Genomic DNA, 19,267 nt, shown 5'->3' with positions numbered 1-19,267 from the left:
AGGAGGGGGACTCCCCTTTCTTTTGCCCATGGATAAGGAGGTTTGACCTGTGCAGAGAACTTTGCGTCCTAAACGTTTCAATCAATTGTGGCCCTTTTACTTACTGGCGGCACCGGGAATTCTCTATTTTGTAATTTTCCATTACATCCCGATGTCGGGATTGGTGCTGGCTTTCAAGGAATACAGCCCGTTTAAAGGCATTATAAACAGCCCTTGGGTAGGGCTGGATAATTTCAGACAGTTTTTCGGAACTTCCGATTTCTATATTTTGCTGAAAAATACACTGCTGATCAGCCTGCTGAACCTCGTTATTTATTTTCCCTTTACGATTATTCTCTCCCTGCTGCTGAACGAACTGCGGCTGAAGGTGTTCAAGCGGGTGTCGCAGACCATTGTGTATCTGCCCCACTTTCTGTCCTGGGTGGTTATTTACGGGATTACCATCTCCTTCTTCGGCCCATCGGGAGTGATTAATCACTACTTAACTGAATGGTTTGGCGGCAGCGCCAATTTCCTGGTCAGCAACGAATGGTTCCGTCCGCTGGTTATATTCCAGTCCATTTGGAAGGATGCGGGCTGGGGGACCATTATATTCCTGGCGGCGCTTGCCGGGATCAACCCTGAACAGTATGAAGCAGCCAAAGTGGATGGCGCGAACCGGTTTCAAAATATCTGGCATATTACGCTGCCCGGCATCAAAAGCACTATCGTCATTTTGCTGCTGCTCCGTCTCGGCTCATCCATGGATTCCAACTTTATGCAAATCTTCCTGATGACCAACAGCCTCAACCTGGATGTCTCCAATGTGTTCGATCTGTTCGTCTACCATATCGGTCTGGAGCAGTTCAACTACAGCTTCGCGATTACGGTAGGCATGTTCAAATCCGTTGCCAGTCTGATCCTTGTCCTCGGGGCCAACTATGCGGCAAAGCTTCTTGGAGAAGAAGGCATATTCTAGAACTAGAACAGGAGTGGAGACGTTATGAAGCTGCGCGTAACATGGTTTGACAGCCTGATTGTAGTGATTATCTGCTTGATCAGCTTGCTGGTGATATTGCCTTTTCTGTACATTATCGCGGTATCCTTTAGTCCGCCCGGCGACTCGCTCGCAGGGAACTTCTTCATCTGGCCCAAGCATTGGACGCTGGATGCGTACTCCTATCTGCTGAATGCGGATACCTTCCTGACTTCGGTCAGAAACTCTGTTGTGATTACAGTGATGGGAACCCTCTTAAGTCTGTTTGTATCGATTACACTGGCATATGCACTATCCAAAAAGTTTTTGCCCGGCCGGCGGATTATGCTGCTGTTCATTTTCTTCACTATGATCTTCCACGGCGGCATGATTCCCAGCTATCTGGTGGTTAAAAATCTCGGTTTGATTGATTCCTACTGGGCTGTGGTGCTTCCCGCGGCGTCCAGTGCTTTTAATATCATGGTTATCCGCTCCTTCTTCCAGAGCCTCCCTGAAAGCCTGGATGAAGCGGCCAGAATTGACGGTGCGGGAGAGTTCAGAATACTATACTCGATTGTGCTTCCGCTGTCCAAACCGATTATCGCCACATTTACGCTGTTTTTTATGGTGCAGTTCTGGAACGAGTTCTTTTCCGCCGTTATCTACTTAAATGATACGTCGCGCTGGCCGATTCAGCCGCTTCTCCGGCAGATGGTGGCGATCAGCGCCTCCAATATTTCGGCAGAGGCCGCAGTGGATGCGCAGCTGGCCGCTAATCTCGGGCCCAATGTGCAAAATGCTGCAATCCTGCTGGCGATGCTGCCGATTGTGATCGTGTACCCGTTCCTGCAAAAGTATTTTGCCAAAGGAGCTATGCTGGGCTCGATTAAGGAATAAATGCGGATAAGCTCCGCTGGACAAAAAGGTGATGATCCCAATGACTGTTGGTTATAAAGATTTGCGGCACAATCCCGCCTACACAAGACCGCAGATGTCTGATGATGAATTCTTAAAAACGATGCTGGATCTGGATAGACCGGAGCTTGCAGAGGTGGCCGCCCAGCTGCATGAGGGCAACGTCTCTGGGGCAAGGGATGCCTATCTGGAGGTTATTGCATCCGGTAACACCGGAAGATATTACTTTGATGTGAGGGATGTTCCCGGCCTCATGGCATACGCGGTGAACAGCTACAGCCAAGAGGAGGAAGCCAAGCTAGACATTGCTGAGGCCGATCGGATTGCCGAGGGCGATATCCCGCTGTTCAAAGGCAAAAGAGTGGCTTTTCCGAAGGGAACCTATGATTGGAACAGCTGGCTGTACGACAGCTCGCAGTATCAGCTGCATCTGACGCGGTTTGTCTATGTCAAACGTCTGGCCAGAGCGTATGCGCTGACCGGCGATGCGAAATACGCCAAATGCTTCAATGACATGATGAGCCATTTCATTGACGATAACCCGATGCCGGTGGACGGTACCTTCCGGGCCGAGCATTCCACCTGGGACCCTCTTTCTGTCGGGGTGCGGCTGTTTATGCTGCCGGAAGCCTTCATCACGTTCTTCAGTTCTCCTTCATTTGAGCCTCAAGTCAAGCTGAAGCTGATTAAATCTTTTCATGAACACGGCCAATATGTCCGCAAATATCATGCCACTCATGGCAATCATGTCTGCATGCAGCTTCGCGGATTAATCCAGACGGCTCTGCTTCTGCCGGAGCTGAAGGATTCGGCAGAATGGCTGGAATACGGTATGCGTGAAATGCCCGGGTATATCCGGCAGAATGTGTACCCGGACGGTGTGCAGTTTGAAGGCAGCCCCAACTATCATCTGGTTGTGATGCGTGATCTGTATGAGCTGGTGGCGCTGTTCCACAAGCTCGGCATCGCTGCCGGTGAATATCAGGAAATTCTGGAGAACATGTTCGTTGTCATGATGCATCTGCTGGCTCCGGACGGACAATTGGTCAAATTCGGCGATACCGACCAGCAGGTAGCCAGTGAACTGCGCAATGTTATGAGCCTGGGGGCATACCTGTATCAGCGCAGCGATTTCAAGGCCCTTGGACATGAGCGGCTGCCGTTCTCCCTAATCTGGAGAGTGGGGCCGGAAGCTGTGGAGAACTATAATCAGCTGAAGGCGGAGGACCCGGCAGAAACGGCAGCCTGCTTTCCAGCCGGGGGATATTTGACCTCCCGGCAGGGCTGGAAGCATACCGACATGTACATGGCGATGCGGGCGGGCGTTGGAGTAGGCGGACATGCCCATTCCGATGCGCTCAGCCTGGTGCTCTACGCCGGCGGGCGTGAGTTGCTGGCGGATTCAGGAATGGGGCTGTTCGAATGGAATAAGGAGCGTAAATATGTAGTATCTACGCGTGCCCATAATACAGTGGTTGTAGACGGACAGGATCAGCATGTCCGCAGCTTCCACTGGAATACGCCGGCTACCGCTGCCTGCCGGATCTGGGATTTTCAGACGAATGAACAATATGACTATACCTTTGCCAGCCATTACGGCTATACCCGGTATGATGACCCGGTGGTTCATTCCCGCAAGGTTCTCTTCGTCAAGAACAGCTACTGGCTGATCGTGGATCTGTTTGAAGCGAAAGGGCAGCACCGTTATGAGCAGTACTTTCATCTGCCGCCCGGCGGAGTGGCGTACGATTGCCGCACCGGGGAGGTATCTACACAACTGGAGGATGCCAATCTGCTGCTGGTGCATCCGTCTGCCGGACAGGAAACGGATCAGCTGTCCGTGGAGCCGGGACTGGTCTTCAAGCAGGGCAATTATTATGATCATCCGGTGGTGAAGCGTTCCTTGACCGCTGCGGGAAGAACGGTCATTGCAACACTTGCCGTTCCGTTCGGAACCGCAAAACCCAAAGTGAAGGTCGAACGCCTGCCCGCCCGGAGGAACGGGGCAGAACTATCCGCTGTAGAGGCAACCGCCCTGCGTATTGTAATGGAAGACAGAGTGGATGAAATCTGCTTATACCATAACAGCTTTAACGTGGAGGGATACCTCGATCATACCGGCAATATTATTGCGGAACCGCTGCTGCCCCGCAAGATCGAGCCGGAAGCATTGGAGTTTGCCGGTGCCGCCTACAGCCAGGATGTTATTGTTATATCGAACCGAACAGAATAGCTGAGCTTAACTCAGGCACACCCATTCCGCTAAGGAGTGGGTGTTTGCATTTTTTTGCGCGAAATTACCTCTGATGGCGCAGACGGTCGAACTGGCGGAATGAGAGGTAGAATTAACTGCACCCGGCTGTAACTTTATCGGTTTCCGCCGGATTTCCGATGGACAAGCTGCGGATGGTTTCAATATACTGGAGGAAAGTATTGGATGGGTACGGAAAGCGGCCATTTCAGCTTAGGTTGTATCCGGTAAAGGGGATTAGAAGGATGAATACTAACATCGCATACCGCAGGCTGGCTAACCAGCTGATCAACAGCCCTGGCTCTCTTGAGCCGGAGGAAGTTGTCCGGAAACTGGGTGCGCTTCAGGCACAGGATTATCTGCAGGCAGTATGGGCCGTTGGCCTGCGCACGCCTTCAGCAACCCTGGCCGGGGTTGAACGGGCGATCGCTGATGGAAAGATTGTGCTGACCTGGACACTCCGTGGAACGATACATTGCGTGCCGCCGGAGGATGTGAAATGGCTGCTTCAGCTGAGCGGGCCCCGTCTGCTTAAGCAAGCTGTGCGGAGAATGGCGCAATTGGAGCTGGATGAAAGAACGCTGGAGCGGTCAAGAGAAATCATCTATAACGCACTCAAGAACGGCGGAAGTATACGGCGTCCCGATTTGCTTGCCCTGCTTGAAGGCGAAGGCATCCGCACCGATGGACAGCGGGGCTATCATATTTTGTGGCACAGCGCGTACAGCGGTCTGATCTGCTTCGGCCCCCGGAGCGGCAAACAGCAGACCTTTGTCCTGCTCGACAAGTGGGTGGAGCACTCCCGGGAGCTGTCCTTCGAGGAATCACTATCGGAGCTGGCCTTGCGCTATTTTACTGCCCATGGACCGGCGACCGTCAAGGATTTGGCCTGGTGGGCCGGAATCACGCTAACGGAGGCCAGGGCAGGGCTTGACGCAGTAAAGCCTGAACTCATATCTGAAATCATTTCAGGCACTGAGTACTGGATGCCGGCGGCATCTGCGGCCGAGACACAATTCCCCTCTAAAGAGGTTCATTTGCTGCCCGGTTTTGATGAATATATTCTTGGCTACAATGACCGCAGTGCTGTGCTTGAACCGGAGACGGCACCGCGCATTGTTCCTGGCAATAACGGTGTATTTCTGCCGACGATTGCCGCGGACGGCCAGATCCTCGGCACCTGGAAACGGACCGTCAAGTCAAAGGGCGTTGAGCTAAATTTCAGCCCGTTTGAACCGCTGGAACGCAAATGGGAGGAGAAGCTTATGCAGGCCGCTGAACGGTATGCCGCCTTTTTAGGACTCCCTGTGTTAAAGACAGTATTTGAAAAGGAGTACACAGCCCGATGACCCAGTTGGTGGAGGTGTAACGATGGTCGCAGTGAAAGCTGCCATCTGCGGCCAGCCGATGGGACGAGGTTGTGAAGCTGCTCCGGGCTCCCGGAAATACTGGCAATTCTGAAGCTAAATAAACCGGCGTTCCGCAGCCATATTTCTGGCATCTGGAACGTCTTTTTGCTAGTTTGGCTGACAGGTCCGCCGGAAAAAGGTAGAAAGGCAAACTAACCAGGCAGGAATAATCTGGGCGGACATCGAATAGTTCCGGTTATCAACACAACTCGACTTTTCCATACATAAGAGGGGTTATGGCCATGCTGAGAAAAAACAAGATATTGTTCCTGATTGTGACGTTTGGTTTGATTTTTCTGCTCCCTTTGATCGGCAGCTTGTCCAAGTGGAAGGGGCTTCCGCCCGGCTATGGCGATTTTCCCGCACAAAAAGTGGAGGCAGACCCCGGCTTCAGCCTGCTGTACTTTTCCCTGGCTTGTATTGTCGCACTGGTAATTACGCTGATTCTGGTTTTTCCCCGCTGGTTTGGCTTTAAAAAGATCAAGGAGGAGCCTGCCCCGAAAGACGGTGCAACCCCATTCCCGGTCTGGTTCTGGTGGAGCCTGCCTGTGCTTGCTGTGAGCTGGTTCCTGATGTGGGCACGGGTCAAGCTCGTCATTTCCCTCGAATATTACACCTTTGTCCCCTTATGGTGGTCATTCATTCTAATTCTGGACGGGCTGGTGTACAAAAGAAATAAAGGGGCGTCCATCATTTCACGCAAGCCTCATCTCATGCAGCTGCTGGCTGTGGTGTCCTGCTTCAGCTGGTTTGCTTTTGAATTTCTGAATTTTTTTGTGATCGAGAACTGGTACTACCCGAATGATAAAGTATTCTCGGGCTTCGGCAATGTGTTCTGGTTTTCCCTCTCCTATACAACGGTACTCCCTGCTATCTTCGAGTGGTACCTGCTGCTCAAGACCTTCAGTGCATTCAGGAACCGCTATAAAAATGGACCGAAATTTAACGTCTCCCGGACATTTCTGATCCTTTATTATGTGCTGGGGCTGATTTTGGCTTTTGGTATGGGGTATTATCCTTATGTGCTGTTCTGGGTGCTGTGGGTAGCGCTGGTCCCGATGCTCTCTGCCGCCATGGCGCTTGCCGGTTTCTGGACACCCTTTACTCCGGTTAAGAACGGAGACTGGTCCAGTGTCATCCTGATTGGACTTGCCACGCTGTTTAACGGATTTTTCTGGGAGTTCTGGAACTTCGGAAGCGAGTGGTTCCATGATTCCCTGCCGACCAATCCCAACTACTGGAAATATTCAGTCCCTTATCTGGACAAAATTCATATTTTCTCCGAGATGCCGGTACTGGGCTATTTCGGGTATCTCTTTTTTGGACTGAACTGCTGGATTATCTGGCTGATTGCCGCCTATATTTTTAAATTTAATGCGGATATTGATGTGACGGGAGATCAGAGCTAAAGGTGGAGTGGGTATGGTTGCTTTGGGCCAATATGAGATAGTGGAAACGATTTCCGATCAATATACAAAATCCATTTACAGAAGCATCGACCCCTTAACCGGTGAATCGGTAATCCTGAAGGTTCTTAAATCAGAGTTTAGCGGAACTGAAGAAGTGATGCGTTTTAAGCAGGAATACAAGCTCCTTATGGAGCTTAGTGCAAGTATACCGGGTGTCATCAGGCCCTGCAGGCTGGAGGAGCAAAACGGCTCTTATGTAATGGTGCTGGAGGATATCCGCGGCCGGTCGCTGAAACGGATTATGGCGGAAGACCCGCCGGACCAGGAGGCGCTGCTGCAGCTTGCGGTGAGAATCGTAGATATTCTTGGGGCGATTCATGAACGGAGCGTCATCCACAAGGATATCAAGCCTTCCAATATCATCTGGAACAGGGAAGAAAACCGTGTACAGATCATTGATTTTGGTCTTGCCGTGAAGCTGTCCAGGGAAAAACGGGATTACCAGAACAGCGGTGTGCTGGAGGGGAGCCTGCAGTATATTTCACCTGAGCAGACGGGCAGAATGAACCGCAATATCGATTACCGCAGCGATTATTACTCCCTCGGAGTAGTTCTCTATGAGATGATGACGGGAATGAAGCCTTATGATGCCGGTGAGATGCTGGAGCAGATCTACTCCATTATTGCCAAAGAAGCAGTACCGCCCCATAAGACAAGCGGAGGCAGGGTCTCAAAAAGTCTGTCGGCGGTGATTATGAAGCTGATGGAAAAGTCCTCGGAGGACCGGTACCGCAGCGCATATGGCATAAAGGCCGACCTGATGAAATGTCTGGCTGGCCGGGAGAGCTTTGTGGTTGGTGCCGAAGACCGGATGAACATTTTCCGGATTCCGCAGAAATTATACGGGCGGGAGCAGGAGCTTGGACGCCTCGTGGAAGCTTTCCGCCGGAGTGTCAGGGGCAGCTCGCAGCTGATGCTGGTGACAGGTGAGGCCGGTGTGGGCAAAACCGCTTTGGTGCATGAACTGCACCGGCACATAAGCCAGGAGAAGGGTCTGTTCGCGGAAGGAAAGTTTGACCAGTACAACCAAAACATTCCCTACAGCGCACTGATCCAGGCTTTCCGGCGGATGATCAGCCAGCTGATGGATAGTCCCGATGAGGAGTATAAGGCGCATATCCAGCGTTCCTTAACCAGAGCGCTGGACGGAAATGGCAACCTGATTGCCGCTCTTATCCCGGAGCTGGCTGGCTGGATTGGCGTTCAGCCGGAGATGGAGCCGCTGAATCCGGCCGAAGAAACGAACCGCTTCTATCTTACTTTTGCCAGGTTCATCGAAGGGATTACCCATAATGAGAGACCGCTGGTCCTGTTCCTGGATGATGTGCAGTGGGCCGATTATTCCAGTCTGCAGCTTGTCGGGAAGCTGGTGCTTGAATCTCAGCTGCACAAAGTGCTTATCGTCTGCTCCTACCGCCAGCATGAAATCCATGAGGGCCATCCGCTGTTCGGGGTCATCGCTGCCATTGACAAAAATCACGAGGCTGCCCAAATTGTTTTGAATTCTTTAAGCGCAGAAAAAGTAGGCTGCCTTGTAGCTGAAACCCTCTATACTACTCCCCTCCGCGTGCAGGAGCTTACAGAAGTGATTTTTAAGCGGACCAAAGGCAACGCCTTTTTTGTAAATGAAATTATGAAGGATTTGTACAAGAACGGTTATTTGTATTTCGATGAGGTTACAGGGGGCTGGAACTGGCAGCTTGAGCAGATCATCGGCTTGCCGGTCAACGACAGCGTTGTGGATTTCCTGATGCTGAAGCAGCAGGAGCTGCCGGGGAACGTGCAGAGAATTCTGATGCTGTGCGCTGCTGTGGGGAATGTATTTGATTTTGGTCTATTGGCGCTGATTGCTGACGAACCTCTTGAAGTGGTTGCCCAGGCCATTGCAATAGCCGTTGAGGAGGAATTCATAATTCCTGAAGAGCACCGCTATGTACTGATTTCCAGCTTCCTGGCAGAGCCGGGGGAGGAAGGCCTGCGGAATCTGGATCTCCGGTTTAAATTCGCCCATGACCGGATTCAGCAGGCCTTTTACCAAATGCTTGACAGCGGTGAAAGCGGTGCTCTGCATCTGGCTATAGGCCGGCTGCTGCTGGAGCGGCTGGCTCCGGGGGAAGCGGACGGTATTATCGTCGATATCGCCGCCCATCTGAATAAAGGACTGGACAAACTGGTCTCAAAGGAGGATTTCGGTCAAGTCACCGGGATCAATCTAAGAGCCGCCCGGAAAGCCAAGGCAGCTTTTGGGTATGACTCGGCTTTTAAGCTGCTGGAAGTGAATATCAGCCTCCTTAAGGAGGAAGCCTGGGAAGAGAATGGGCCGCAAACGGCGGAAATTTATCAGCTGTATGCGGAATGCGGATATCTGACCCATCAGGTGGAGGCAGCCGATTCGGCGTGTGCGGTGCTGATCCGGCATACCCGGGACCGGCTTGCCCTCGCCCAAATCTATGAAATGCAGGCTAATCACTATATGTACCTGGGAATGATGAAAGAATCTATTGCGTCGGGCCGGCTGGGGTTAGCTGTAATGGGCGTTCCCATTCCTGCCCGTGTGGGGATGGCTTCTGTCCTGGGGGAGCTTGTGAAGATCAAAACCGCGCTGCGGGGTAGAACCGCCGAGAACCTGTTCGAAGCGGGCGAGATGAAAGATCCGGAGATGAAGCTCGTGATGCGGCTGCTGATCAACTTTATTCCGCCAGCCTTTATTTCCGGAGAAACATCCCTGTTCGGGCTGGTCGTTCTGAAGAAGGTGGGACTAACGCTGAAGTATGGAAATGCTCCGGAGTCAGCTCTTGCGTTTATCGGCTATGCCATGCTCCTGTCCGGTTTTGGAGATTCCAAGGGAGCTTTTGACTATGGGCGTTTGGGGATCCGCATCAACGACAAATTCAATGATCTGCAGTGGAAAGGGGCAGCGTATGTATTATACACCTTGTTCTGCCATACTTGGACCGAGCCTTGGGACACTCTACAGGAGTGGTATACCACTTCTATAGATGCCAGCCTGCGGACAGGAGATCTGCTCTATCTGGCTCATTCCTGCTTCTATGTGAATCTCTGGAATCCGGGGATGGATATTGCGGCGAATCTGCAGGAAAGCTCCAGAATGACCGCTATGATTGAAAAAACCAAATACAAAGAGTCCCTCGCCACCGCGCAGCTGTCCCGCCAATATCTGCTGAATCTGGCAGGGGAGCTGGACAACCGCCTTTCCTTTGACAGCGCAGATTTTAGTGAAGCGTCCTATCTGAGGGAGCTGGAAGCTGCCAAATATTATTCAGGAATTGCCATTTATTATATTTATAAAATGAAGCTTTTGTTCACCTATGAGAACTACAGCGAGGCACTGGCCTGTATCGACAAAGCTTACCCGATCATCGGCACGCTTGCCGGGTCTGCTTTTATGGAGGAATTCGCCCTCTACACCTTCCTGAACTTGGCCTATGCCTATAAGGATTTAGGCGCAAACCGGAAGAGACAGGCCAAAGCCAGAATGCGCAAGGAATACCGCCGGATCCGTAAGTGGGCCAGACACGCCCCGCAAACCTTCCGCCAGCACGAAATGCTGATGAAGGCGGAATGGGCCAGAATCGCAGGCAGGGATGATGAAGCGGGGCAGTATTACGATTGTGCCATCGAGGCCAGTGAGCAGAGCGGCTTCGTGCGGTACAAGGCGCTGACCAGTGAGTTGGCCGCCCGTTTTTATTACCGGAAAGACTTCAAGGAATTCGCCGGCTATCTGCTGAGACAGTCAGAATATTATTATTCTGTCTGGGGGCGAAGGGGAAAATTGCGTTTATTCATGAGCGCTACCCGGATCTGATCAGAAGGATCAGCACCAAGGAGTTCCTGCATGGCCGGACTGTTACGGATTATACTGAAAGTCTGGACATTAACTCCATGCTGCTGGCTTCGCAGGCCATCTCCAAGGAAATCGGGCTGAGCAATCTGCTGGAGGCCCTGATGGAAATCGTCATCAAAAATGCCGGAGCGCAAAGAGGCTGCATCCTCATGACCTCTAAGACGAACCTGCTTGTGGAAGGCGAATATCGTCCGAAGGAGGACAAGATTACTGTAGCGGTGCATGACCGGACCAGATACGATCATCTGCCTTATGCGATCCTGAAGCAGGTGGAAGAGAGCCGTGAGAGTGTGATCTACAACGACGCGTTTTCTGAAACTCCATTCGTCAATGAACCTTATATTGTAAAACACCGGCCTAAATCGATGGTCTGCATGCCGCTGATCAACCAAAACAAGACCATTGCGGTCATTTATCTGGAAAACAACCTGGTGACGGGCGTGTTCACCAAGGAGCGGATGAAGATTATCAATCTGCTGTCCCGGGAAATGGTCTTTTCACTGGAAAATGCGACGCTCTATTCGGAGCTGGAGCGGTCGGAGGAGAAATACCGCGAGCTGGTCAATAACATGCAGGACGGTATTTTTATTACCCAAGATCAAATCTGCAGATATGTCAATGAGGCTTTGGCGCAGATGCTCGGCTATGAGACCGAAGAAATGGTGGGGCAGCCTTTTGAGCAATTCGTCAGTCTTCCAGAGCGGGAGAAGGTGACACATTACTATACCCGCCGGATGGAGGGGAAACAGGCCCCTTTTGAATATGAAACGAAATTAATGCATAAGGATCAGGTCCGTGAGGTGATTGTCATCCATAAGGTCACACGGATTAACTATATGAACCGGCCGGCTATACAGGGTACCGTCAAGGATATCACGGAACGGAAAAAGGCGGAGCAGGAGCTGCTGCGGCATAAAGAGCATCTGGAGGAGCTGGTCGCCGAGCGCACCAGGGAGCTGGAGCTGAACAATGAGGAATTGAATAAGTACATTGAGCTGATCGAACAGATATCCATCACCGATGAGCTGACTGGCTTGTACAACCGCAGATATTTCAACAAGCTGTTCCTGGAGGAAGTGGAGAAGGCTGCAGCAAACAAGCGGCATCTGACTTATCTGATGCTCGATATTGATTATTTCAAAAAATACAATGATACCTATGGCCATTATGAGGGCGATTCGGTATTGCGGCGGGTCGGAACCCTCCTGCAGGAGCTGGCGGCGCGTGCCAATGGGTATGCCTTCCGGCTCGGCGGTGAAGAATTCGGTATCGTCGTCAGCGGCTTCACCCCCCGCCAGTCGCGTGAATATGCCGAGAGCATCCGGAGAAGCATTGCCGACCTGCGGATAGAGCACGCGCTTAGCACGGATTATGGAATCATTACGGTATCAATTGGTGTCGCTGCCGTCTATGTGGACAATGTCCGTGAAGAGGATATTTACAAGCTTGGCGATGATGCCCTGTACCAATCCAAAGCCCAAGGCAGGAACTGCGTAACGATGTTTCAATAGCCTGAAGGAGACAAACTTCTAATGGATATAACGTCATCAGTCGGCAGCTGTTAAATTTCCATGGGTAAATTCCCCGCTTATTGCAGATACTCTCCATAAAAAGAGCGGGGAGGCAGCTGTATGGGGAAAGAGGAAAAAGGACTATCGGTGTGGGGGCTGACGATGCTTGCGCTGGGAACGGTGGTTGGCGGCTCATTTTTTCTGGGCTCGTCGGTGGCGATCCGCGCAGCAGGGCCGTCTGTGCTGCTGTCCTATGTGATTGGAGGCATACTCGTTTATTTCATTTTGTCCGCCCTGTCGGAAATGACAGTGGCGAATCCGGTAGCGGGGTCCTTCCGGACCTATACCGAGCAGGCCTTTGGCCGGGGGCGGGCTTCACGGTCGGGTGGGTCTATTGGACAGGCCTTGTACTAGCTATGTCCAGTGAAGCTACAGCGGTGTCCATCCTGCTGCGCGGCTGGTTTCCCGCTTTGCCGCTTGTGCTGCTTGGATCAGGGATCATCGCGGGAGTGACGCTGCTCAACCTGCTGGGCGCCAAACGGCTGAGCAGGCTGGAGAGCGGACTCGCTGCGTTTAAGCTGCTTGCCATTGCCGCTTTTGTGCTGATTGCTGCGGCTCTGATCACAGGCTTCGGCACCAGAGGCGCTGGTGGAGTAGGCCTTGATGTTGTGCGCGGGCAGAGCTTATTTCCGGGCGGGATTGCCGGAATCGCCGGAAGCATGCTGATGGTCATGTTTACCTACGCAGGCTTCGAGGTGCTTGGACTGGCGGCCTCGGAGACGGGGAATCCGGGTGTAACGATTCCCAGGGCGATCCGGTATACCATTGTGCTCCTGGTCGGATTGTATTTGGCAGCCATCATTGGGCTGTTCCTGCTGCTGCCTCCGGCCCGGGTATCCGAGCAGGTTAGTCCGTTCGTGTCGGCGTTAAGCCTATACGGGCTTGGCTGGACCGGGACGGTCATGAATATTGTCCTGGTATCCGCTATCCTGTCCACCATGCTGGCTTCAGTATTCGGCCTGGGCCGGATGCTCCGCTCCCTGGCGGAAGAAGGGCATACTCCCGCATGGATGCGGGACCATGCAGACATTCCCTACCGGGGAATTCTTATCTCCGGCGGCGCGATGCTGGCGGGACTCTGGCTCGGAATGCTGCTGCCGCAGGGCGTATATCTCTTTCTGGTCAGCTCCGGAGGCTTCTCGCTGCTGTTCTCCTATGTCATTATCATGGCCAGCCACTACCGGCTGCGCAAGCGCCATGGCGGTCCGCTGATCAGGCAGCATGGGCTGCGCGGATATCCTTACACCTCATGGATTGCCATAGTAAGCCTGGTGGCGATTCTGGCCAGCATGCCGCTGATCCCCGGCCAGGGCGGAGGACTTGCTGCGGGTGTGATGTTTGTTGTGTTGTTTGCAGGAATCTATGGGCTCGGAGCCTTGCGGAAGGCCAGGGAAACCGGCAGGTATCAGAGACGGCCCCTGCAGGTGCCAGCGGCAAGGGCGCAGATGGAGGCTGCAGAAGAGCTGGAAGGGAAGCAGGAGCGGGGACAGGGGATAAAAAAAGGTGCGGGGATAAAGCAAGGAAAGTAAAAAGGTGCAGGGCCGGGAGTGTGGTCAGTAAGAGGTACGCACAAATGTGCGTGCCTCTTTACGGTGAGTAGGAACTCATGATTTACTGCCAGGGCGGGAAATTTAAAGGGGCCAAATGGGATTGCAATCCAATCGTGCTGTTATCGTGCTTAACCTGTGATTCGCAGAGGGCCTTGGTGTTCAAAAGGTTGAAGGGGGAGGAAGACAGGGCTCTGCGGGAAAGTGGAGTGGAATAAGTAAACTTAAATTAGCCTCTAAGCGCTCGACTGAGGAAATAGTGGGAATTAGTAAACTTATTTTAAGTGAATTCACCCGTAAGGATGGAAATCAGCCGGATTAGTTGTCCTTTTTCCCACTAAAGCTTGTCGGGAACCGGGATGGGGAAGATTTAAGTTCCCTTTTTCCACTTGGGCTCTGCCACGACGGAGCTGAAGGAGAGGATGGAATGGGGAAGCGCCACTTCCTCACAAGTTTTGAGCAATATCCACAATTTTTTGCAAAGTAGCTGGAACTTCACTACTATCCTTAATCACAAACAAATAGTCCGCTTCATCTTCTGCCGGTGCTATAACATCCCCATGATCAGTTTCGGCTTGCTGCCGGAGAAGCACTTCTTCAAAGGTAGACGCACTCCTGAAAATAGCTGTACTCCGCTGACTGCCGGCTACCCGGGCTTCAAGAATCTGATCGGGAATATCAAAATGAACAAGTACGCGCACAAAACCTTCGGGTTGAAAATATTCGAGCAAATCCAAACGGCCTTTGCGGCCGCGGTTTGCGTTGCATAAGATGAGATGCAAATCGGTTTCGTGGACTGCATAATCAATAATTGTCCGAGAGATGGCGTTTTTAAGGGTGTTGGCTCCTTGTTTTGGCAGCATGCTCTTATAATAGGTGTTGATAAATTCAGCATGGGTATCCCGGTCAATTACGACTGAGTTGTGCAGGTGCTGCTCTAATTTTTGGGCAAAAGTAGTTTTTCCGCTATGTGTTTTCCCGACAGTAATGATCACTAATCTCTTCATTTGTACCTCTCCATTCCCGCATGATTGCCCAAGGGATGCAGGAAGCGGACTCCACCTGCAATCAGCTGCACTATTCTTTGGGCCAAGGCTGCCGGAGATTCTTTTCTTCCTTCCATATTCCAGCGGTAGGTTAAGCCATAGACGGACCAGCTTATCATGGTTGCTGCCGTTTCGACCTCTTTCAGATCCGCAGTGTCTGCTGCTCTAGTGAGTAGCTGAAGCAAGAGGCTCTCCAGCTGGAGCTTAATATTTTCTTCGATCATCAGGGCTACTGAATCATATTTCTTAACGCAATGGCGGCTTGATTCATGATAAGCACACAAGGCAAGGATCAGCTTCTGAAGCGACTCTTCTGTCAAAGGTGCCTCTGCATCAATTTTGTCAAGCACAAGCTGGCTGAATGCTTCCGAGAGCATGGCTTCAAGCAGTGCATATTTATCCGAAAAATGCGCATAAAACGTAGCACGGTTAATAGTAGCGCTGCTAGTTATATCACTAATTGTTATGGAGTTGAAGTCCTTGCTGTTTAACTGCCGGATGAAGGCGTCCAGAATTAATTGCCGTGTCCGGATGACGCGCGGATCTTTGGGGTTGGGCGGCAGCACACTGGCCATCTTCTGAACCCTCCTTTCATAAAAGAAAATATCCCTTCTTATTATAAGCATCTGTTGTTTTGACAACAAATGATTTCTTTGTGTGCGACAGTTTCTTTCAGCTTTTGCTTAAACAACAAATCCGGCGGATTGTTGGTTGAAGGGCAGTCTGCTGCTTGTTACACTTGCTTTCATATCCCGCCGGGAATCAACTTTTACATTGATGCCTAGGCACACAAAACTTGTAGGAGGCGTTGTAATTGAGCAATGAGCAGCAGCACATTCATTCACTGGAAGCCTTGTTTGAACCGTATAAGGTTCAAAAATTAACCATACCTGCCCGGATCGTAATGTCGCCGATGGCGCGGGCTTTTTCACCCGGGGTGTTCCCGGAGAGGATGTCGCCGCATATTACCGCCGCCGTGCGGAGAATGAGGTGGGACTTATTATCACGGAAGGTGTCGTTATTGACCATCCGGCGGCCAGCAGTGAGCCGAAACTGCCGAGCATCTATGGGGAAGCTGCTATGAACGGCTGGAGAGAAGTCGTCCGGCAGGTGCATGAAGCCGGAGGTACTATTTTTCCGCAGCTTGTGCATATGGGAATGATTCGCCCAATGGGAGCTGAGCCCTTCCCGGAAGCCCCGTCAGTTGGCCCGTCCGGGCTGGATCTGGAAGGCAGACAGGTGACCGAACCCATGACAGAAGAAGAAATTGCGGGCGTTATTCAGGCATTTGCCAATGCGGCAGCGAATGCCAAGCAGATAGGTTTTGACGGTGTTGAGCTTCATGGTGCGCACGGTTTTCTGATCGACCAGTTCTTCTGGGAAAAAACCAATCAGCGCACAGACCGCTATGGCGGTGATTTTCTCAAGCGTACCCAATTCGCTGTCCAGGTAGTTCAGGCCGTCCGCGCCGCAGTAGGGCCGGATTATCCGGTCTCTATGCGGCTGTCCCAATGGAAAATGGGGGATTACGCTGCGAAGCTGGTAGATACCCCGGAACAGCTGGAGCAATTTCTGAATGTGCTGGTGAAGGCAGGTGTGGATATTTTCCATATCTCAACGCGCCGTTTCTGGGACCCGGAGTTTGAAGGTTCAGAGCTTAGCTTGGCCGGATGGGTTAAGAAACTCAGCGGGAAAACAACCATTACGGTTGGCTCCGTCGGGATGGAGGACGAGCCGTCAGAAGATGGAGAGGCGGGCCGGCATGGGCTGGAAGAGCTGCAGAAACGGCTGGAGCGTCATGAATTTGATCTTATCGCCGTAGGCCGTGCACTGCTCGGCGATCCGGCTTGGGCCAAGAAAATACGCGAAGGACGGATGGACGAGATTAAGGCTTTTACACCGGAAGCAACTGCTGTACTGTTCTAATTTGTACGCAGATCAGCGTCTGAAATTCGCCGGATTTTGACACAGCGAGCAACTGTTAATAACATAACAAGCAGATCAATGCACCCAGCCTTGATCTGCTTTTGTTTTTTTTATTGTATTAGGAAATTATACAGTGTAAAAAAGTATGGATATCTTGGAAGCCTCACAGGATATAAGCGATGCAGAAGGATTGGGCTCCATCCGCAGACTGAAGCGGACCGAGGAGCCCTTATTTTACCAAAAATCTTGTTTTTTCAGCGGTTACGGACCGAGGAGCCGTTATATCGTTCAATTGAGCCTGAAATAAAGGGGAAAGGGAGAAATAAAGGCAACTCAGTCTGTAGTCCTGCGGAATAGCCGAATCTTCTATCTATAACGGCTCTCCTGTCCGTAACGGTTGCGGATCGATCATGAAGGAATAGGGCGATCCGTCTTTACCGGCTTCTTCGCAGGTGCTAGTTGGAAAAAGGGAACTTATTTTTCCGAAAATCAAGAAATCCTGAGATTGAAGTGGAAAAAGTAAACCTAATCACCCATGGCCTGGCGGCCACCGTCGGTCATGAAAATCAGGTGAAGTCAGAGTGAATATTTGGTAAAATAGTGCCGTGGATCAGAGGTCGATTCAATATTGGTGAAACATCCCGAAACCTAATCTGACCCACTGCAACGACGAGGATCGCCGAGTGTTGCCACGAGCACGTGTATAAAATTTTATCTCTTTAGGTTGCATGATCCACGCATACTTTTGGCTTGGAGGTAGGGAATATGGATGCCATTCGTGAACGTTGTGCCGGGTTGGATATTCATCAGGAGACAGTGGTGGTTTGTCTGCTGAGTGGCCCCCTGGAGAAGAGACCCAGGTCGGTGACCGAGACGTTTGGAACCACAACCCGTGAGCTTTTGAGATTACAGGAGTGGCTGGAGCAGCAGGGATGTACCGAGATTGCCATGGAAAGTACAGGGGTCTTTTGGAAACCCGTATGGAACATTCTGGAGAGCACCTGTACGATCACGCTGGCCAACCCGCATCGTATCCGCAATATGCCCGGGAAGAAGACTGACGTCAAGGATGCCGAGTGGATCGCCAAGCTCCACCGTTGTGGCTTGATTGAGGGAAGCTTTGTCCCGGACGAGCCCATCCGCGATTTGCGTGACCTTACCCGGTATCTGCGCAAACTTAAGCAAAACGCGACGCAAGAAAAGAACCGGATTCACAAAATTCTACAAGATGCCAACCTTAAACTGACCACGTATGTCTCCGATCTTTTTGGCGTTTCCGGGCGTGCGCTACTGGACTCGATGGTGAATGGCGAAGTGCTGGATGTGCATGAGGTCCGCAAGCTGGTTCATACCCGGCTGAAGATGAAGGTGCCTTCCCTTGTGGAGGCATTGAACGGCCGACTGCGCCTGCATCACCGGAAGATGATCCGGCGTCATTTGGAACATTTGCAGTATCTGGAGAGTGAAATCCAGACGTTGGAAGCTGAAATTGAGGAGCTAGTGCAGCCATACATGAAGGAAATTGAACTGCTGGATACCGTTCCAGGCGTGAGCACCGATGCGGCGGCGAGCATCGTGGCGGAACTGGGTACCGACATGTCTCCTTTTCCAAGCGAAGCCCACCTGGCCTCTTGGGTGGGGGTGTGTCCAGCCAACCATGAGAGTGCCGGTAAAAAAAAGTAAAAAGAACAAACGCGGGAACCGAGGTCTGAAAGCCGTACTCGTCCAGTGTGCTTGGGCGGCGAGTAAGTCCAAGAATAATCGGCTTTCCGCCATGTACAGTCGGATCGTGAAACGGGCAGGAAAACAGAAAGCCATCATCGCATTAGCCCATGCGATGATCCGAATCATGTATGTGATGCTTCGGGATAAAGTCCCCTATACAGAGCTCGGGACGGAATATCTGAACACCCCAGAGCAGACCGCAAACTACCTGATTAAAAAACTTCAAAAGCTAGGCTACCAAGTGGAACTGACACCTACCACATGATAACCACTTTTTAAAAAAATGAAGTTCCGATTTAGGGAATCTTTAAAGCGAAATTCACTTTCGAGCTGTGAAGCGGAAAAGTTATTTTCGTATAAAAGCGAAATTCACTTTCGAGCTGTGAAGCGGAAAAGTTATTTTCGTATAAATTGGGTCACTCCGGCAAATTAGTGTCCCTTTTTCCACTTAAAGAGTTGCCGTAGGATTCACAAGGGGTCGTTCTCTAGGTAACGCTAGAACCAACCAAGACGGCTGCGCTGTCCCGTGGAGCACGGCACAGCCGTTTTGGTTCAAATATAATTTATATGCTTCACGCTAATAAATTA

At 51.5% G+C, this 19,267-nt stretch carries 12 protein-coding genes and 2 pseudogenes; 12 read left to right on the top strand and 2 right to left on the bottom strand.

Features of this window, described 5'->3' with window-relative positions; translation table 11 throughout:
• Positions 1 to 49 precede the first annotated feature (49 nt).
• The 8 genes and pseudogenes from JI735_RS29380 to JI735_RS29345 all read left to right on the top strand — a co-directional run bounded on the left by JI735_RS29380 (position 50) and on the right by JI735_RS29345 (position 13,964).
• Positions 50 to 958: an ABC transporter permease gene (locus JI735_RS29380; protein WP_039837182.1), complete on the top strand. Its 909-nt coding sequence runs from the start codon at positions 50 to 52 to the stop codon at positions 956 to 958.
• Between the two features lie 24 nt (positions 959 to 982).
• Positions 983 to 1,852, top strand: a complete 870-nt coding sequence (locus JI735_RS29375) for a carbohydrate ABC transporter permease (protein ID WP_039837183.1) — start codon at positions 983 to 985, stop codon at positions 1,850 to 1,852.
• Positions 1,853 to 1,892: 40 nt separating this feature from the next.
• On the top strand, positions 1,893 to 4,103 hold the full coding sequence (locus JI735_RS29370) for an alginate lyase family protein (protein WP_039837184.1): 2,211 nt from the start codon (positions 1,893 to 1,895) through the stop codon (positions 4,101 to 4,103).
• Between the two features lie 263 nt (positions 4,104 to 4,366).
• Positions 4,367 to 5,470, top strand: coding sequence for a winged helix DNA-binding domain-containing protein (locus tag JI735_RS29365; RefSeq protein ID WP_039837185.1), 1,104 nt, complete (start codon positions 4,367 to 4,369; stop codon positions 5,468 to 5,470).
• Positions 5,471 to 5,772: 302 nt separating this feature from the next.
• Positions 5,773 to 6,939, top strand: coding sequence for a cytochrome c oxidase subunit II (locus JI735_RS29360; RefSeq protein ID WP_039837187.1), 1,167 nt, complete (start codon positions 5,773 to 5,775; stop codon positions 6,937 to 6,939).
• Positions 6,940 to 6,952: 13 nt separating this feature from the next.
• Positions 6,953 to 10,825, top strand: coding sequence for an ATP-binding protein (locus tag JI735_RS29355; protein ID WP_202676692.1), 3,873 nt, complete (start codon positions 6,953 to 6,955; stop codon positions 10,823 to 10,825).
• A gap of 77 nt (positions 10,826 to 10,902) precedes the next feature.
• On the top strand, positions 10,903 to 12,375 hold the full coding sequence (locus JI735_RS29350) for a diguanylate cyclase (RefSeq protein WP_202676691.1): 1,473 nt from the start codon (positions 10,903 to 10,905) through the stop codon (positions 12,373 to 12,375).
• 120 nt (positions 12,376 to 12,495) lie between these two features.
• Positions 12,496 to 13,964: pseudogene (locus JI735_RS29345) on the top strand (amino acid permease).
• 464 nt (positions 13,965 to 14,428) lie between these two features.
• On the opposite strand, the gene JI735_RS29340 reads toward JI735_RS29345, so the two are convergent.
• Both JI735_RS29340 and JI735_RS29335 read right to left on the bottom strand, forming a co-directional pair.
• Complete coding sequence (locus tag JI735_RS29340) at positions 14,429 to 14,989, bottom strand: AAA family ATPase (RefSeq protein ID WP_020430678.1); 561 nt, start codon at positions 14,987 to 14,989, stop codon at positions 14,429 to 14,431.
• On the bottom strand, positions 14,986 to 15,603 hold the full coding sequence (locus JI735_RS29335) for a TetR/AcrR family transcriptional regulator (RefSeq protein WP_051052039.1): 618 nt from the start codon (positions 15,601 to 15,603) through the stop codon (positions 14,986 to 14,988). Before JI735_RS29335 ends, JI735_RS29340 begins: the two co-directional genes overlap by 4 nt.
• A 239-nt stretch (positions 15,604 to 15,842) precedes the next feature.
• Here JI735_RS29335 and JI735_RS29330 point away from each other — a divergent pair.
• The 4 genes and pseudogenes from JI735_RS29330 to JI735_RS36475 all read left to right on the top strand — a co-directional run bounded on the left by JI735_RS29330 (position 15,843) and on the right by JI735_RS36475 (position 18,944).
• A pseudogene (locus JI735_RS29330) lies at positions 15,843 to 16,954 on the top strand (NADH:flavin oxidoreductase).
• 459 nt (positions 16,955 to 17,413) lie between these two features.
• Positions 17,414 to 17,539: a hypothetical protein gene (locus JI735_RS37095; protein ID WP_267919022.1), complete on the top strand. Its 126-nt coding sequence runs from the start codon at positions 17,414 to 17,416 to the stop codon at positions 17,537 to 17,539.
• Between the two features lie 180 nt (positions 17,540 to 17,719).
• On the top strand, positions 17,720 to 18,637 hold the full coding sequence (locus JI735_RS29325) for an IS110 family RNA-guided transposase (protein ID WP_325175553.1): 918 nt from the start codon (positions 17,720 to 17,722) through the stop codon (positions 18,635 to 18,637).
• A 91-nt stretch (positions 18,638 to 18,728) separates the two neighbouring features.
• Positions 18,729 to 18,944 carry a hypothetical protein gene (locus JI735_RS36475; protein WP_233182827.1) on the top strand — a complete coding sequence of 72 codons (216 nt, stop codon included), beginning with the start codon at positions 18,729 to 18,731 and terminating at the stop codon, positions 18,942 to 18,944.
• Positions 18,945 to 19,267: the final 323 nt, after the last annotated feature.

This window comes from Paenibacillus sonchi, from assembly GCF_016772475.1.
GTDB classification, from domain to species: domain Bacteria; phylum Bacillota; class Bacilli; order Paenibacillales; family Paenibacillaceae; genus Paenibacillus_AQ; species Paenibacillus_AQ sonchi.
This window is presented reverse-complemented; position numbering and strand designations above follow the sequence as displayed.

Coding starts and splice junctions, on each gene's coding strand:
- JI735_RS29360 (WP_039837187.1), top strand. CDS start 5,773: ATGCTGAGAAAAAACAAGATATTGTTCCTGATTGTGACGTTTGGTTTG.
- JI735_RS29325 (WP_325175553.1), top strand. CDS start 17,720: ATGGATGCCATTCGTGAACGTTGTGCCGGGTTGGATATTCATCAGGAG.
- JI735_RS29370 (WP_039837184.1), top strand. CDS start 1,893: ATGACTGTTGGTTATAAAGATTTGCGGCACAATCCCGCCTACACAAGA.
- JI735_RS29355 (WP_202676692.1), top strand. CDS start 6,953: ATGGTTGCTTTGGGCCAATATGAGATAGTGGAAACGATTTCCGATCAA.
- JI735_RS29335 (WP_051052039.1), bottom strand. CDS start 15,603: ATGGCCAGTGTGCTGCCGCCCAACCCCAAAGATCCGCGCGTCATCCGG.
- JI735_RS29340 (WP_020430678.1), bottom strand. CDS start 14,989: ATGAAGAGATTAGTGATCATTACTGTCGGGAAAACACATAGCGGAAAA.
- JI735_RS29350 (WP_202676691.1), top strand. CDS start 10,903: ATGCTGCTGGCTTCGCAGGCCATCTCCAAGGAAATCGGGCTGAGCAAT.
- JI735_RS29375 (WP_039837183.1), top strand. CDS start 983: ATGAAGCTGCGCGTAACATGGTTTGACAGCCTGATTGTAGTGATTATC.
- JI735_RS36475 (WP_233182827.1), top strand. CDS start 18,729: ATGTACAGTCGGATCGTGAAACGGGCAGGAAAACAGAAAGCCATCATC.
- JI735_RS29365 (WP_039837185.1), top strand. CDS start 4,367: ATGAATACTAACATCGCATACCGCAGGCTGGCTAACCAGCTGATCAAC.